Genomic DNA, 15,898 nt, shown 5'->3' with positions numbered 1-15,898 from the left:
TCCATCATGAAGTCGATCATCTACGCAGCGATCGCTGCATCCGTCCTTGCCGCCCCGATCGCATCGTTCGCACAGTCCGAGCAGGGGGTGACCCGTCAGCAGGTCCGGGCCGACCTCGTGCAACTCGAACAGCACGGCTACAAACCGGTCGCGAGCGATTCGCAATATCCGCAGGACATCCAGGCCGCGGAACAACGGATTCAGCCGAACCAGCCAATGCTCGCCCAAGCCGATACGAGCGGCTACGGTGCGGTGGCGACGAGCTCAGGCCAGTCGGGCCGCCGCGTCACGCGTGAAGCCCCGAATCCCGTGAACTCCGTCTACTTCGGCAACTGAACATCCCGGGTCTGCCCGAGCACAGCATGTGACCGACGGGACGCGCGCCGCTAGCGCGCGTCTGCGTCAGCAGAGCAGAACCTCCGTCGCCGCATTCCGGCGGCTTTTCCGCCCAGACGCTCGCGCGTTTGGGCCTTTTTCGCTGGAGTGGATCAGACGGACGTGACCGCCGGGGTGCCGTGGATATAGTGTTCCAGCTGGCTGATCGTGAATTGCTGGTCGGCAATCACGCTCTTCACGAGGTCGCCGATCGAGATCAGGCCGATCAGCTTGCCGCCGTCGAGAACGGGCAGGTGGCGCATCCGGTGCTCGGTCATCAGCGCCATGCACTCGTCGGTGGATTGCGACGGTTCGACGTAGCGCACCTTGGCCGTCATGATTTCCTCGACGCGGGTGGCTTTCGACGAACGGTCCTGCAGCACGACCTTGCGCGCGTAGTCGCGCTCGGTAACGATGCCGGCGATGTCGTCACCGTCGACGACCAGCAGCGCGCCGATTCCCTTTTCGGCCATCAGCTTGATGGCGTCGTAGACGAAATCGGTTTTCGTGACGGTATAGATCGTGCGGCCGGAATCCGGCTTGGCCTTGAGAATTTGCGCGACAGTCGTGCTCATTTGCGTTCTCCGTGTGCGGGACGATGCAGGGAAGGCAGGGCGTGATGCGCGGCACCCGATGGGCCCAGTATAGCCGGGCCGACTGAGGCAGTCGCGTGACGTTTCCAGATTAGCGGTAAACTCCGGTCACGCACTATCCACACAACTCCTACATTCCTGATCGTTTCGACTCAATTCATGATGTCTTCGCGTCCCCAATCGCCCACGCCGGGCAATGGCCAGGCCGACGAGTGCGTGACGCTCGTCGCCACCGCGTCGCTGCCCACGCGCTACGGTACGTTCACGTCGTACGCTTTCCGCGTATCGGGCAGCGATGCCGAACATCTCGCGCTCGTGATGGGTGACGTCACCGGCGAGCAGTCCGTGCTGGCGCGGCTGCATTCCGAGTGCCTGACCGGCGACGTGTTCGGCTCCTACCGCTGCGATTGCGGCGAGCAGCTCGATCTCGCGCTGCGCTACATTGCGGCGGAAGACCGCGGCGTGCTGCTGTATCTGCGCGGCCACGAAGGGCGTGGCATCGGCCTGAGCAACAAGATCCGCGCATACGCGCTGCAGGAGCAGGGGCGCGACACGGTCGAGGCCAATCTCGACCTCGGCCTGCCCGACGACGCCCGCGAATACGACTCGGCCGCCGCGATCCTGCGGATCCTCGGCGTGACGTCGGTGCGCCTGATGAGCAACAACCCGAAGAAGTTCGACACGCTCGTGAAGCACGGCATTCCCGTCTGCGAACGCGTGGCGCTCGCGGTGCCCATGCGCGAGGAAAACGAGCGTTATATCCGGACCAAGCAGGTGAAGTTCGGGCATTACTTCGAAGAGAACGAGTAACGTAATCAAGGGGCTCTACGGAGCCCCTTGATTTTTAAGGCGGAAACCCGCTCACACCCCGTGGATAAAGGCTGAGAGCGGAAAGTTGCGTTTCCGTTAAGGCGCATCTTCACTTGACGAAACGTAAGGAAACTTGGCGCTCTGGCGTAAGATTTCTATGGACCGATCGAAAAAGCTACGCTGCTCGGTCGGCCTATTAGCCTCACGGTTTCGGATGCATTTACGCTCTATCTAGCGGACCTTCTTGGCCGCGCTCGGATGCCCGCACGATGTGGCTGAGGCCGTCTTGGGGCACATACAGCCTGGAGTGGCTGGCGTATACAACTGGCACCACTATGATCGCGAGCGCCGAGATTGGCTCATGCGATTGTCCAATTCCTTGACGAGCTCGCGCCCCGGTATCCGAAGAAGTGGCCTGTATAAGGCTGGACTAGACCGAACTGACAGCGTCGGTTCGTCTGTCTCAGTTTGGCCATGAGGCGGCATTTACTCGTCGCTTAGACGTTCAAACGTCGGCTCGAGTCAGGAACCAGCCGTTGCTTCGAACAAGCTCGGGATTTTCATCTAGACTGATTGTTGTGAATTTGACAAAACGTCTGGATGTGGCCAAACTACCCGGCATGCCAAAGCAGATCACCGGACCTAGCATGCCGAAGAAGACTCCCGAACAGCAGCTATTGCTGGGGCAGATCAAACAGGTCGCCGAAGGGCTGGCCCGGACCTTTGCCCCATTTACCGAGGTCGTCGTCCATGACCTCCTCGACCCGGAGCACGCGGTGCTCGCGATCCACAACAATCTGTCAGGTCGAGAAGTCGGACAGCCTGCGACCGAACTGGGGCTCGCGCGGATCATGGACGCCGCCTACGAGCAGATCATCGCCAACTATCCGAATCAGTTTTCGGATGGCCGCCAGGTGAAGAGCACTTCCATCGGCATCAAGGACTCCAAAGGCGACTACATCGCCGCGTTGTGCCTGAACGTCGACCTCACGTTGTTCCGAGGATTTCAGAACATGCTGAGCAGTTTCATGGCGGTCGAGGGCACCACGCCTGCCAGGGAATCGCTGGACCCCGCTAGCGCGGATCTCATTCGCACCCGTATCGACGAGTTCGCGGCACGCATGGCGTCAACACCGCGCTCGCTCAAGCCAGAGGACCGCCGCTCGCTCCTGAAGGAGCTTAAGGGAGCCGGCCTGCTCGAGGTCCGTCGGGCGATGGAGACCATTGCCGTCTACCTGGGGGTCTCGCGCGCAACGGTGTACAGCGATGTCAAATGACGCCACGCTACTTCTCGTCGACAAGCATGTCGTCGTTCAATTGCTCGTACCGGACGACGTGACCGCGGTGGTGCGCGAGGCTTTCGAACTGCACGGGCAGCGCGCGGGCCGCGTGTTTCACCCCCAACGTCACAGCCATCATCGTCTTGCTCTTGCAGCGATCCGGTATGTGCCAAAGCGGAGTCGAAAAACTTGAAACCGCACTATGTCGAGCCGCTCAGCGGCACTACTTATCCTCTCGATACGCCTCGGTGGTGTTCGGACGACCGCAGGCCGCTCCTGATCTCGCCGCAGGCTGGAATTTCCCGGGACGACATCGATCGACACCTTCGCTCCCAATGGCGCTATCGCGCATCGCTTCCGGTCGAGATCGTCTCTCCCATCTCCATGGGGGAAGGGTGCACCCCATTGATCCAGAAGACGTGGGGCGACCACCGGCCGTATTTCAAGCTGGAGTGGTTCAGTCCCACAAGCAGCTTCAAGGATCGCGGCACGACGGTAATGCTCTCGATGTTACGGCAGCAAGGTATCGCGTCCGTTCTGGAGGACAGTTCAGGCAACGGCGGAGCGTCGGTGGCGGCTTATGGTGCTGCTGGCGCCATGCGCGTGAAGATTTTGGCGCCCGCATACGCGTCGCCCGCGAAGATCGCCCAGATGCGAGCCTATGGGGCGGAGGTGCAACTAGTCGACGGGCCTCGACAGGCGTGTGAGGACGAGGCCGTCCTGCAGTCCGCGAGCATCTTCTACGCCAGCCACAATTGGCAGCCGTTTTTCCTCGAAGGGACCAAGTCGATCGGCTACGAGATCTGGGAGGACCTCGACTTCCAGGCGCCGGACAACATCGTCATGCCTGCAGGCGCGGGCAGCAATGTACTCGGCTGTTATTTGGCGTTCTCGGAACTGATGCGCGCGGGTCAGATTCACAAAATGCCCAAGCTCTTCATTTGCCAGCCATTGAACTGCTCTCCTATCGATGCCAGCTTCCAGGCGGGCGTCACGACGCCCGTTCCGCGCGAGATTCGAAAGACGGTCTCCGAGGGGACGGCCATCGCCCATCCTCTACGCCTGGCGCAAGTGGTCAACGCTGTCAGACAGACGGGCGGCGCGACTGTGGCCGTGGAAGAAGATGCAATCGTGGAAGCGCTCAGGCGGATTGCGCGACTGGGCCTTTTGCCGGAGCTGACTTCGGCGACCGCGGTTGCAGGATTTGACCGGCTCACGCAACTTGGGGCGATTCGGGCGCGAGAGGAAACGGTTGTCCTGCTGACGGGTACGGGTATCAAGAACGCCGAAGCCATCGCGGCTATGTACTCGGAAATTCCCGATACGCTTGCCTAAAGGCCAACCCTCATGAAAATCGGACTCCTGAATTGCGGCGGCACCATCACGGAAAGCTATCAGAGTGATGGGACGATCAAGCGTCTGTTGGCACGCGATCTGATCGGGTCGAGCGGTCAAGCAGACTGGATCGGACGCGACATCGATCCTGTCGATAGCTGCGATCTGACTTTCGCGTCAATTTGCCGGGCGCGTGACGTCATGCGGCAGGATCGCGAGAGAGAAGCCTTCGTCATGTGTTGCGGCACCGACGCAATGGAAGATGTCGCCTATGCTGCCGCGCTGCTTTTTGATCGTGACAGGCCTGTCGTTTTGACCGGCGCGGCGATCCCCGGCGGCAATGCCAATGCAGATGGTCCGCGCAATCTGGCGGATGCTGCAAATCTGGCACGAGCCATGCCGAAGGGTGCGAGTGCCCTCGTGGCCTTCGCGGGACGGATTTTCGATCCGGTCTCGATCGTCAAGGTATGGCCGCAGGCCATTCAGCCCTTCGGACCGGAAACGGCGATCCGCGGCTCCATCGAGGCCGACATTGTTACGCTCACAGGTTCGGGCGCCGTTGACGACAATTACGCGGAACTCGATGTATCCGACCTCGGCGCCCGCGTTGCGATCGTCATGGAGACCTTCGGGTCGCTCGTGGGCTTCCCGGATATCTCCGAACTCGACGGTATTGTTGTGGCAGGCAAGGGCGCAGGGGGTTTCTCGGCGCAGTCAGAGCGACTTCTGAGCGAAGCCGCAATGCATATTCCCGTCGTGCTGTCGACACGCTGCGTGCATGGCTTCCGGGTCAATCCAGCCGTAACCAAGTATGCCTATGATCGCGCCCACAACCTCGGCCTGACCACAGCAGGTTATGACGGTCTGAACGCATCAAAGGCACGCATTCGACTCATAGCCGAGCTGGGTCGTGCCAATCGCAGTGGACAGGCCGGGCGCTGATCAGCGGACGCGGCTGTTCAACGAGTTCAGCAAAGATCCACCCGGCGCGGTGCCGGCGCGGGGGCCTGGTGGCTCCCGCGTCAGCCCCGCTTCGATCACATCTTCTCGACCTCCAGCAGGGTCCGCTTGCCTTTCACGTATTTGTAGAGAGAGATGGTGCTGTTCTTCAGGTCGCCGTGCTCGTCGAACCGGATATTGCCAATCAGCGTGTTCAGATTGGTCGTGGGCATGGCGGACAGGATGCCGGCGCGCGTGACCGAATTGGCGCGTTTCATCGCATCGACGATCACGTAGACGGCGCTGTATGCAACCGGCGAGTAGACCACCGGATCGTGGCCGTACACGGCCTTCAGTTCCTTGGCGAACGCGGCGCTGCCCGCCATCGCGGACAGATCGCCGCCCGCGACCGAACAGACCAGATTGTCGGCGGCGTCGCCGGCCAGCCGGGCCAGGTCGGTCGTGCAGACGCCGTCGCCCGCCAGGATCCTGGCGCGGAGCGCCAACTGCATGGCCTGCTTGGCGAAGGGGCCGCCGGTAGCGTCCTCGCCGCCGTACATGATGGCATCGGGGCGTTCGGCCTTGATCTTGGTCAGGATGGCCTTGAAGTCGGTGGCCTTGTCGTTGGTCGCATCGCGCGACAGCACCTGGATGCCTTCTGCCTTGGCGGTCTTCTCGAACTGATCCGCAAGACCCTGGCCGTAAGCCGTGGCGTCGTCGACGATGGCGACCGTCTTGACCTTCTGGTTCTTGGCGTACTTCGCGAGGGCGGGGCCCTGCTGGGCGTCGGTGCCGATCACGCGGAAGGCGGTCTTGTAGCCTTGCAGCGTGTACTGCGGGTTGGTGGAGCCCGGCGTGATCTGGGTGACGCCGTTGTCGCGGTAGATTTTGGACGCGGGGATGGACACGCCGGAGTTCAGGTGGCCAATCACGGCCACGACGCCGTCGTCGACCAGCTTCTGCGCGACGTTCGTACCGATCCTGGGATCGGCCTGGTCATCCAGCGACTCGATCTCCAGGATGACCTTTTGACCGCCGATGACCAGATTGCCGGCCTTGTTGATCTGCTGGGCGGCGAGCTTGGCGCCATCGGCCGCATCCTGGCCCATGTGAGCAATGTTGCCGGTCAGCGGTTCGGCGCTGCCGATCTTTACGATCACGTCGGCGAGAGCAGCTTGACCGTAGACCATGGCAACGCAGGCGAGTGTCAGCGCGGCGTTGATGGGTTTGAGTTGCAGTTTCATATGCTTGGGCCTCTTGTTGAACTGGGTTGCTGTTAAAAATGCATGTGGCGTCTCCTATCGAAGTCACGACATTGGCGACATTTCGAATGTGAGTATTCGTAAGAGCAGCCCATCACACGAGGGAAGACTGATTAGCATTCCGTAGCGTTGTGATCGCGAACCTAGCCACTCGTGAGCGGCCCGTCTGCCCCTTGGATTCCCTTTCTGGAAATATTATCTAGAATTAAATAAAATGTATTGTAGGGGTAAACGCTTGGTTTCTGTCCGGTATCGACCAGAGGCTGAACGACGTACTGATAGACAGGAGGTAGGTCCCAGATTGGAAAAAAAACGCTGCATCTCAGTCCAGGCAGTGGACTTGAACGCAACGTTGATCGCCGGATCGACTGGTGATACGTGGCATTGCCGCGCCAACAGGTGCGCGCTGCTGGCGGCGCGTCGGGGCTGAATGCGATCGGGATGACGCGAAGTCTCGAAGACCTCCAAGGCAGCCACCCATTCCGCCAAGTACGAGCGGCCGATGTGGCCAGTAAGCGTCATTCGCCCCTACCGTCGCACGGACGTTCAAACATCGGCTTCACCCGTGGGAACGGCCATTCGATTCGCGAGGATGAACGTTGCCTCGTCTGCTATCAGGGGCCATCGGCGCAAACAACGACTATCGCTCGAAACGATCGCTGAAGAACAAGTCGGTGCTTGAGTCATCTTGCACCGTAGAAATGCCGGTACTGCCACGCGGCCCGCCTGATTAACTCGTCGTCCGGCCATGGGCCGGTTCCAAATCTGCCGACCGATAGAGGCGTTAGATCGATCGGAGGGGCACCGTCAACGATCCACGCGGCGAGCATCTCCCCCAGTGCCGGGGCGATGGAGAGTCCAGCAACATTGCAGCCGCTCGCGAAGTAAAACCCCCGAATGGCGGGCGCGGGGCCGACGATGTGCTGGCCATCTGCCGTCATCGTTGGCAGCCCGCCACGATGCTCCCGTATCTCTGCCTTCAAAAGGATCGGAAGCTGGGCCTCGACGTCCCGAGCGTAGTGCCAGAGAATCTCGGCGTCGAGCGACAGATCCTTGATGTCGAAGTTGGCGTCGAAGCCATTCATGTCGAAGAATCTCGGATTTTCCTCGTAGACTCCCCAGAGAAATCCTCCATCACAAGGTCTCATATACACCGCAGCATCCATAATTCGGACCATCGGCAATTCGGCTCGGGCATCGGGCACGGGTTCGGTGACGAACAATTGCTGCGCTGTCGTAACAAGAGGCACTCGAATTCCGCTGGCTTCAGCCACTTGCCGCGTCCAGGCGCCGGCTGCATCGACAACGACCGGGGCTTGTATGCGACCGTATGCGGTGTCGACCCCGGCCACTGCGCCGTCCTCAATCAGGACGCGCGTCACCGCCGTGTTGGGCAGTAACACGGCTCCGTTTGCCTGCGCTGCACGAGCGAAGCCGACGGCCAGTTGCGCGGGATTGAAATACATGTCATCGCCGATGCGCATCGCCGCAGCCACTCCCGTTGTTTGAAGAAACGGATTGAGCCGGTGAGCCTCGTCGATGGAGAGTGCCTCCACGTCCAGGCCGTGGCGCTGGCCGCGCAGGATGTCTTCCTGAATGACCTCGGCATCCACCGCTCGCCGTGCTACTTTGACGCTGCCCGAGTGCACCCAATCCAGGGGCTGGCCGGTGTCCTCAGAGAATTGCCGGATCCTGTCAGCCGCCAGCTTGATCAGGTCGATCATTAAGTCACTCTTGCGCATGCAACTCACCATGCCAGCAGCTCGCGGTGAGGTCTGTGAGCCGATTTCGAGGCGCTCGACCAACGCGACCCGGAGAGCGCCTCTCTTTGCTACGTGGAAGGCCGTCGCCGCTCCTAGCCCGCCTGAGCCAATGACGATCACATCTGCCGATTCGATCATTGATGCATCTCCTGTCTATCACGCGGGCCGAACTACCAAGCGGAAGGGGCCTTGACACATGGTAGACCTCGGAACTGAGGCGAAGGCGGCCGTGAACTGACGGACGGCTGTTGGAAGGCGACAGCTGGCATCGGCCGCGAAGGTGGAAACGACCACAACGTGTCAGCACGCGATCGCGATCTCATCGGAAATCGACGAAGCGTTCCAACTATTGCGTGTCGAGCCCGTGGGGCTTGCCGGAATGAATGGCCGATGTGCACGCGAAAGCCGCCGTTTTGCGTGTGAGGGATCGAATGACGGCAGAGGGTCGATCACTGACCGTGCCCGCATCGCCGGCCAGCAGTGTGAGCGCGACTACGACGCACTGACTGCTGCTCCGTCGGTCGCTGCTCGGTGACGGTGTACCGGGTCGGCCACATGTTGCAGGTCGGAGCGTTTGAATGGTCGCCCCGCGGGCCTACCATTGCTTCCCGTTGGCGAACAATTGCTGTTTTAAATGATCGTTTTCCACTATTTGGGAACGAAAGTTGACCTCCTAGACTTTTGCTACGTCCTTCCTCGTGCCTGAGTACGGACGATTTCTCACCCCGGTCACGGTCACCCTGTGATCGGGGTTTTTTGCTTCAAGAGAGGACGCTGACCGTGCCCGCGTCGCCGGCCAGCAATGCGAGCACGACTACGATGCCCTGATGGCGGCGGCACGCTGACGTCTTCGCTCGGCGCGTTTCGTCAGCCACTCAACGATCCGGCCGTGCCGTGCGACCGCCTCGTGATACCCGTACGTATCGACCGTCCGATACTGCCATCCTGGCTCATACACGTAGTGGACAAAGTACGGTTGCGCGGGCGGATCGCGATCCGGCGCCGTCCCGAGAAAGACTGTCCAGACGCGCGTGTTCTCAGCGACCGTCGTGTCCGCGATTCGCTTGTCCGACTTGCAGAACGTCAAGAGATCGACCTCGACCGGCTCGTGTGGATCGTTGAGGATGAAATAGTGCAGCATGATGCTGCTCGAAATGCTGTATGGATATACAGTTTAGCGCGCGGTAACATGGACTGGTCAATCGTCCCGGCGGCGATCTCAGCGCGTAGCGATTCGGGCATGCCTGCCCGTCAACGCCATCCCGTCTGTCCGGATGCATCCCAATACGGATTGAACGATGCCACGCGCATGAAGCCGTGCGCGGCTGCGCGTGCGCATGCGGCTTCCCAGGCACCGTGGTCGGGCAGATAGAAGACGATCAAGTCTTCGGGCGTGGGCGATGGTGCGACCGGATGCGCCGGGCAGTGCGTGAACTCGAAGTGGTAGTCGAGCCCTTCGCGTCCGAGCATTGGCGCCGGAGAAGCCGTCGTCATCGTCGAAACGCGCGAGTACCGACAATTCGAACGCGTCGCGGTACATACGCTCGGCTCGGGCGAGGTCGGCGACGGGGCGGGCAATGCGCAGGTGGGCGTGCATGACGACGTCGGCTGTGCGTGACGGTTCGCCGATGATAAGCCGCCGGGCCACGGTGAATATGCCGGATGGCAGGGAGTTTTGATGTGTCCCCGCTAAACCACGCAGGCAAGAAAAAGCCCGCTCCTGGGAGCGGGCTGAATCCATGTTTGGAGACATGGAGGAGACAGATGCAACTTTAAGGGAAAACCCGAGGGATGGCAAGCCCTAGTTGTAATTGTGCAACGCAGCGCTGATCGGGCTTTCCTGACAAGGGCAAGGGTGAGGCACCCAGTATCGCGGCCCTTCCCGCGATCCGACATTCCGCCATGTCCTGCCACGGAACATTTGCCGTTCGACCCACCGACCGTCGCGTATCCGCGGGCCCGCCGTCGCTCTCACATGCTCACTTGCCGCCTGCCCGCGCATGCGCGGCGAATGCGCCGAACCGCTCCTGCGCAACCGGCACCGCGTACTTGTCGCGCATTTCCATCTCGATCCACGCGCAGGCCTCGCGCGCGCAGTCGGTCAGCGCATGCCGCGTCGCGTGTCCATCGATGTCGTAGAGGAAGCGCACGCCCACCTCGTCGTCGGCGACCTGCCGCTGCAACTGGTTGAGCTGCAATTGCGGCCCGTGCCGCTGCGACAGCGCGCGCAGCTCGTCGAAGTGATATTCGAGCCAGTCGGCGAAGAACAGCGCGTCGCTGTGGCTGCGCAGACGGAATGCCGCGCTGCGCGACGGACGCTGCGCGGCGTCCCCGGCGGCCTGCGGCTCGCCATTCGGTGCGATGGCCGCGTCGACGGGCGCGAGCGGCTGCCGCGTCTGCCGGTACGGTTCGCGCTCGCGTAGCGCGTGCCACAGCAGTTCGTCGCCGGCGGCACCCGACGGCTGCATCGTGAGGTCGTGCCGGCCGTCGTCGGCAGCGGCGATGTCGCGGATCACGAGCCGCAGCGAGCAGAGCGGCTCGTCGGCGACCAGCAGCGTCGCCGCGCGCGGCAGCCCGCAGACGAGCGGCGCGGCACCGGCCGCCCGGAACACGAGGCCGCGGCGATCGAGCCGCACGAGCGGCAGCGGCCGCGGAAACGACGGGTAGGCGACTGCGATGCGGGCGCCGCCGGCACCCGTCAAGCCGGGCATCATCGCGCGAAAGACCTGAGACTGGTCCAAGGTGGTTCTCCTTCGTTACGATGCCGCGGCCGGACTACGCGCGTTCCGGCTCAGGCGGCGATGGCTTGCCGGGCGGCCCGTCCCGGCTCGATTCCAAGTGCGGCAAACGTTTGCGGATCGATGTCGATCCAGCACGCGACAACCAGACGACCGTCCACCTGCTTTGGCGGGCCTGCCCGGTGCGCGTGCACGCCGATCCGGCGGAACAGCCGCTCCATGCTCGCGAACGTCACGCCGATCAGCTGCCGCGCGCCCAGCTGCGCCGCGCATTCGACGACCGCGGCCAGCATCGGGCGGACGGCCCACTCGGCATTGCCCGGACCGCCTTCGTCGCCGGTCGCCGCGAACCGCGACAGCTCCCAGACGGCAGCCGATTGCGGCAGTGCGACGTCTTCGGCGATCAGGTCGGCGAACAGCGACTTCAGCAGATACGGGCGGGTGGTCGGCAACAGGCGCGCACATCCGCACACGTCGCCGACGGCGTTTCTCGCGAACACGTAGACGGTATCGTCGCGATCGAACTGATCGCGCTCGAAACTCTCGTTCGCCGACGGAAGCGCCCAACCGAGCTGTTCGACGAATACACGGCGCCGATAGCGCCCTAGATCCGCTGCAAGTTCGTGCGGCAACCGCCCTTCCTCGTGAACGAAGGTTCGCATGGTGTCCTCGGATTGGTCTTTGTATGCACGCATTACAGCGCGCGTCCCGAGGAGGCGGTAACTGGTAACTCTTACAGGTAGACACGCGCCGACGCGATTTGACCGGTGGTAACGGTTTCTTGATCGGCGGGATTGAAATACGGGCGGCTTTTGCTTATAAAGAGCGCCAGTCTTGCGGAAATGTCAGAGGAAAGCGTGGCCGATTGTCACTGGAGCGTGGGACCGGCATGATAGGTGTCGTTGCGACCGAGCAGCGCCGATGCGACGGCGGCGGCCCAGTCGATGCCTGCCAGTCGCGCGACGAGCGCGGCGGCGGTGCGGAACATGCCGAGGTCGGCGCCGTTGGTGTCCACAGCCATGATGTTGCTGCGGACATCGCCGCCCGCGATCACGAACGCGCCCGTTGCACGTTCGAGATACCAGTCCCAGCCGACCGTCAGGTATGCGACGCCGGCACTGGCCGGGCGGTGCCATTCGGTGTAGCCGGCCAGGCGTGCGTCGATGGCGCTGTCGCGCAGTTCCGCGAGCAGCGATGCATCGAGGTCGCTGGCGACATGGTCGAGCGCGAGCGCGGCCAGTGCGTTTTCGGACAGCCGTACGTAGCCGTCCGGAGACGGGCCGCGGACCGGGTGCAACAAAGGTGAAGTCATGCGCGGAATGTATCAGCCCCGAACCGGCGCTGGCACCTGACAGGTATGACAGCGTGACGTTGTCGGAGAAATAATGGAATTACGCTGGCAGGATGCCTACCAACAATTCAGTGCCGCGGAAGACGAGCAGCAGCTCTTCCAGCGGATCGCTGCCTATTCTAAACGCCTCGGCTTCGAATATTGCTGTTATGGCATTCGCGTGCCGCTGCCCGTATCGAAGCCGGCCGTCGCGATCTTCAATACCTATCCGGACGGCTGGATGGCGCGCTACCAGGCGCAGAACTACATCGAGATCGATTCGACGGTTCGCGACGGCGCGCTGAGCACCAACATGATCGTGTGGCCGGACGTCGACCGGATCGATCCGTGCCCGTTGTGGCAGGACGCGCGCGACTACGGGCTGTCGGTGGGCGTTGCGCAGTCGAGCTGGGCGGCGCGCGGCGCGTTCGGGCTGTTGAGCATCGCACGCCATGCGGACCGGCTCACGCCGGCCGAGATCAACATGCTGACGCTGCAGACGAACTGGCTCGCGAACCTGTCGCATTCGCTGATGAGCCGCTTCATGGTGCCGAAGCTGTCGCCCGAGTCGAGCGTCACGCTGACCGCGCGCGAGCGCGAGGTGCTGTGCTGGACGGCCGAAGGCAAGACCGCGTGCGAGATCGGCCAGATCCTCAGCATCTCGGAGCGCACGGTCAACTTCCACGTGAACAACATTCTCGAGAAGCTCGGCGCGACGAACAAGGTCCAGGCGGTCGTCAAGGCGATCGGGGCCGGACTCATCGAAACGCCCTGACGCGGCACCGGTGGCGGGGCGATCCTGCCACCGGTTCGCACGAGCGGCCGCTGCCGCTCACTCCATCAGCGGCTCCGCTTCCTTCGCGGTCCAGCTCACGCTGGAAATGCTCTTCTCCATGCTCATCCGGCTCGCGATCTGCTCGAGCTTCTGCTGATCCTTCGGATGCAGCTTCAGCGTCGCGGTCACCTTCAGCCGGTCCGGCTGCTCGGGCACGTCCTCGCTGGTCAGGCTCTGGAACGACAGCGGTTTCGCATACATCGAATTCGACAGCAGCGTGCGGATGTGCACTTCGTCCGCGGTGAGGCAGATCACGGTGATCTGATATTCGCGCACGAGATCGGCATTCGACACGGGGGTCGCGTTGATCGCCTGGCTGACGCCGCGCAGTACCGTGTTGGTGAGCAGCACGACGCCCGTGCCGGCCAGCGCCGGCACGTAGTGGCCGGAGCCGGCCAGCACGCCGACGGCCGCCGAGCACCACAGCGTCGCGGCCGTGTTGATGCCCTGGATCGACCCCTTGTCGCGCATGATTACGCCGCCGCCGAGAAAGCCGACGCCCGACACGACGTAGGCGGCGATCTGCGTGACGCCGGCCACGCCGTTGCCGGTCAGCACGCCGAGCGTGACGAACAGGCATGCGCCGCTCGCGACGAGCGTGATCGTGCGCAAGCCCGCCGTGCGTTGCCGCATCTGGCGTTCGAGGCCGATCGCGACGCCGCAGGCGAACGCGGTGAAAAGACGGAGTGCGAAATCGAAAGTCATGAGTGTCCTGCCGTGCAATGAGCGCATGCCGGCCCGCGTCGCGTCGGCGCGATGCCGAACGCGGCACGATGGCCGTCATCGCGCGGCACTGTACCGCGCGAATGCGTCATTCAGTGTGAAACGGGAGGCGTGCGGGCTCGCGGAACGCGAGCCGCGGCAGGAGAACTGCGTCGGACAGGCGTTCAGGCGGCAAGCGGCGCACGCAACGGAGTGCTGCAACTGTCCACGATGGTTCCTGAAGGAAGAATGGGCGGCATTCTAGTAGGCCGCCCGCGCACACGTCAACCGGCTTGGCGGCCGGCCGCGCACGGCCGGCGCCTCACTGCGACGGTTACTGCGACGACCCGATCGTCCCCGTCGCGAGCGCGAGCGCGGCGGCGGCCGACAGCGCGCCGGCGTAGCTGTCGACTTCCGCGTTGCGGGCCGCGAGCAGCTGGCTTTGCGCGATCGTCGCATCGGTGACCGAGCCCACGCCGTTCCGGTACGCGGTCAGCGCCGCGTCGTAGCTCGTCTGCGCGGCGTCGACGAGCGCCTTTGCCGCATCGTGCGACGCGAGGCTCGTCTGCACCGCATTCTGCGCGGCGACGACCTGGCGGACGGCTTCCTCCTTGGTCCGCGTGAGGCGCGCGGACGCGCTCTGCGCATCGTTGCGTGCCTGCATCAGCACCGCCGAGCGCAGGCCGCCATCGTATAGCGGGATCGTCACGCCGAGGAACACGCCGCCGCCGTAGCGGCTGCCGTTCAGGTTGACGGTCGGCGCCTGGTCGCCGATCGCGGGCAGCGCGGAGATCGCCGTGCCGCCGCTGGCATAGGACGTCGACGCGGACAGGAAGATCTTCGGCATGAACGCGGCTTCCGCGGCCTTGATCTTCGCGCGGTTGGCCTGCTCGAGCGCATACGCACCCTGCAGGTCGGGACGCCGCGCGATCGCATCCGACACGATCGCGTCGACCGACGAAGCGAGCGCGGGCGGCAGCGGCCGCTTCGGCAGCGCGGCGATCGACGGCTTCGACAGCGGCGAGATGCCGAGCGCGGAAACCAGTGCGAGGTAGCTGTCGCTTTGCGCGCCGTTCGCCTGCACCAGCGCGAGATTCGCCTGCGCGCGGTTCTGCGTCGCCTGCGCGAGTTCGACGACGGTGCCGACGCCTTGCTTCATCCGTGCGCGGGACGCCGCGAGGATCGCGTCGGCGTTCGCCAGGCTCTGCTGCGCGCTGGTCGCGCGCGAGCGGGCGGCTTCGTAGCGGTAGTACGCGACCGTCACGTCGTGGATCACCTGCTGATGCACGGCCGTGAACGCGACGTTCGACGCGACCGACGCCTGCTCGGCCGCCTCGACGCGCGCAGCACGGCCGCCAAAATCGAACAGCAGCCATTGCAGCGACAGCGCCGAAATCGTGCCGTGCACGGTCGTGTTGCTCGACGCGTCGCCGAGGATCGTGGATGTCGAACCGTGGCTCGCCTGGTACGCGCCCATCGCGGTCGCGGACAGGTTCGGCAGGTACGCGGCCTTCGCGATGCCGACCGCGAGCGCCGCGTTGCGCGCGTCGTTCCACGCAATGCGGGTCAGCGGGTTCGTCGATTCGGCGAGGTCGATCAGCTCGGGCAGCGTATAGGGATGCGCGGCATCGAGCGCGGCGGGCGGCGACACCGATGCGAGCGCGGGCGAGGCCGGCAGCGTGTAGTCGTGCGGTGCGCGTTGCGCGGACGCGAGCGGCGGGGCCGGCACGATGTCGCCCGCGGCCGACGTTTGCGGCTGCCACGGGCGATCGGGTGCGTCCGGCGCCAGATCGATCGACGACGTTGCGCAACCGGCCAGCGCGACGGCAGTCGCGAGCGCGGCGGCGGCGATCGACGCGGCCGGCGGTTCAGGGACGCGCATGAGGGGCAGGCTCCTTCGGGGTGGCTTGACGCGCGGCGTCGGCGATGTGCGCGA

15 protein-coding genes and 3 pseudogenes are annotated in these 15,898 nt (G+C 63.6%); 8 read left to right on the top strand and 10 right to left on the bottom strand.

Annotated features, from left to right (window positions below):
- Positions 1-6 precede the first annotated feature (6 nt).
- Positions 7-336 carry a DUF4148 domain-containing protein gene (locus F3J14_RS21575; RefSeq protein ID WP_166724744.1) on the top strand — a complete coding sequence of 110 codons (330 nt, stop codon included), beginning with the start codon at positions 7-9 and terminating at the stop codon, positions 334-336.
- Between the two features lie 152 nt (positions 337-488).
- Here F3J14_RS21575 and F3J14_RS21570 read toward each other — a convergent pair whose 3' ends face one another.
- Positions 489-950 carry a CBS domain-containing protein gene (locus F3J14_RS21570; RefSeq protein ID WP_006761840.1) on the bottom strand — a complete coding sequence of 154 codons (462 nt, stop codon included), beginning with the start codon at positions 948-950 and terminating at the stop codon, positions 489-491.
- Positions 951-1,127: 177 nt separating this feature from the next.
- Here F3J14_RS21570 and ribA point away from each other — a divergent pair, with 177 nt between their 5' ends.
- From ribA to F3J14_RS21545, 6 genes and pseudogenes are all read left to right on the top strand, one after another.
- Positions 1,128-1,778, top strand: coding sequence for a GTP cyclohydrolase II (gene ribA, locus F3J14_RS21565; RefSeq protein ID WP_006752576.1), 651 nt, complete (start codon positions 1,128-1,130; stop codon positions 1,776-1,778).
- 235 nt (positions 1,779-2,013) lie between these two features.
- Positions 2,014-2,201 (top strand): annotated as a pseudogene (locus F3J14_RS35780) (alpha/beta hydrolase); the annotation flags it as partial.
- A 224-nt stretch (positions 2,202-2,425) separates the two neighbouring features.
- Positions 2,426-3,055, top strand: coding sequence for a PAS domain-containing protein (locus tag F3J14_RS21560; RefSeq protein ID WP_166724743.1), 630 nt, complete (start codon positions 2,426-2,428; stop codon positions 3,053-3,055).
- Positions 3,045-3,173, top strand: a pseudogene (locus F3J14_RS35775) (ornithine cyclodeaminase family protein); the annotation flags it as partial. The gene F3J14_RS21560 and the pseudogene F3J14_RS35775, both read left to right, overlap by 11 nt.
- A gap of 74 nt (positions 3,174-3,247) precedes the next feature.
- Entirely contained in the window at positions 3,248-4,393 is a 1,146-nt protein-coding gene (locus F3J14_RS21550; protein ID WP_166724742.1) for a threonine synthase, read from the top strand.
- Positions 4,394-4,405: 12 nt separating this feature from the next.
- Complete coding sequence (locus tag F3J14_RS21545) at positions 4,406-5,335, top strand: asparaginase domain-containing protein (RefSeq protein ID WP_166724741.1); 930 nt, start codon at positions 4,406-4,408, stop codon at positions 5,333-5,335.
- Positions 5,336-5,430: 95 nt separating this feature from the next.
- On the opposite strand, the gene F3J14_RS21540 is transcribed toward F3J14_RS21545, so the two are convergent.
- The 7 genes and pseudogenes from F3J14_RS21540 to F3J14_RS21510 all read right to left on the bottom strand — a co-directional run bounded on the left by F3J14_RS21540 (position 5,431) and on the right by F3J14_RS21510 (position 12,407).
- Positions 5,431-6,576, bottom strand: a complete 1,146-nt coding sequence (locus F3J14_RS21540; protein ID WP_166724740.1) for a branched-chain amino acid ABC transporter substrate-binding protein — start codon at positions 6,574-6,576, stop codon at positions 5,431-5,433.
- A 701-nt stretch (positions 6,577-7,277) separates the two neighbouring features.
- Complete coding sequence (locus F3J14_RS21535) at positions 7,278-8,495, bottom strand: FAD-binding oxidoreductase (RefSeq protein ID WP_166724739.1); 1,218 nt, start codon at positions 8,493-8,495, stop codon at positions 7,278-7,280.
- A gap of 676 nt (positions 8,496-9,171) precedes the next feature.
- The gene (locus tag F3J14_RS21530; RefSeq protein WP_166724738.1) at positions 9,172-9,498 is read right to left on the bottom strand and encodes a hypothetical protein; all 327 of its coding nucleotides are present in this window, start codon (positions 9,496-9,498) and stop codon (positions 9,172-9,174) included.
- Positions 9,499-9,608: 110 nt separating this feature from the next.
- Positions 9,609-9,954: pseudogene (locus tag F3J14_RS21525) on the bottom strand (VOC family protein).
- Positions 9,955-10,336: 382 nt separating this feature from the next.
- Complete coding sequence (locus tag F3J14_RS21520) at positions 10,337-11,098, bottom strand: hypothetical protein (RefSeq protein ID WP_211080381.1); 762 nt, start codon at positions 11,096-11,098, stop codon at positions 10,337-10,339.
- A 50-nt stretch (positions 11,099-11,148) separates the two neighbouring features.
- Positions 11,149-11,757 carry an acyl-homoserine-lactone synthase gene (locus F3J14_RS21515; RefSeq protein WP_166724737.1) on the bottom strand — a complete coding sequence of 203 codons (609 nt, stop codon included), beginning with the start codon at positions 11,755-11,757 and terminating at the stop codon, positions 11,149-11,151.
- 206 nt (positions 11,758-11,963) lie between these two features.
- Positions 11,964-12,407 (bottom strand): DUF4902 domain-containing protein, encoded by a 444-nt coding sequence (locus F3J14_RS21510; protein ID WP_166724736.1) that lies wholly within the window; start codon positions 12,405-12,407, stop codon positions 11,964-11,966.
- A gap of 73 nt (positions 12,408-12,480) precedes the next feature.
- Here F3J14_RS21510 and F3J14_RS21505 point away from each other — a divergent pair, with 73 nt between their 5' ends.
- Positions 12,481-13,200, top strand: a complete 720-nt coding sequence (locus tag F3J14_RS21505; RefSeq protein ID WP_105787035.1) for an autoinducer binding domain-containing protein — start codon at positions 12,481-12,483, stop codon at positions 13,198-13,200.
- A gap of 57 nt (positions 13,201-13,257) precedes the next feature.
- Here F3J14_RS21505 and F3J14_RS21500 read toward each other — a convergent pair whose 3' ends face one another.
- Positions 13,258-13,965, bottom strand: coding sequence for an MgtC/SapB family protein (locus F3J14_RS21500; protein WP_166724735.1), 708 nt, complete (start codon positions 13,963-13,965; stop codon positions 13,258-13,260).
- A 331-nt stretch (positions 13,966-14,296) separates the two neighbouring features.
- The gene (locus tag F3J14_RS21495; RefSeq protein WP_166724734.1) at positions 14,297-15,844 is read right to left on the bottom strand and encodes a TolC family protein; all 1,548 of its coding nucleotides are present in this window, start codon (positions 15,842-15,844) and stop codon (positions 14,297-14,299) included.
- Positions 15,845-15,898: the final 54 nt, after the last annotated feature.

The organism is Burkholderia sp. Tr-862, from assembly GCF_011753085.1.
In the GTDB taxonomy this organism is placed as follows: Bacteria; Pseudomonadota; Gammaproteobacteria; order Burkholderiales; family Burkholderiaceae; genus Burkholderia; species Burkholderia ambifaria.
The sequence above is the reverse complement of the archived record's forward strand: the minus strand, read 5'-3'. Positions and strand labels throughout refer to the sequence as shown.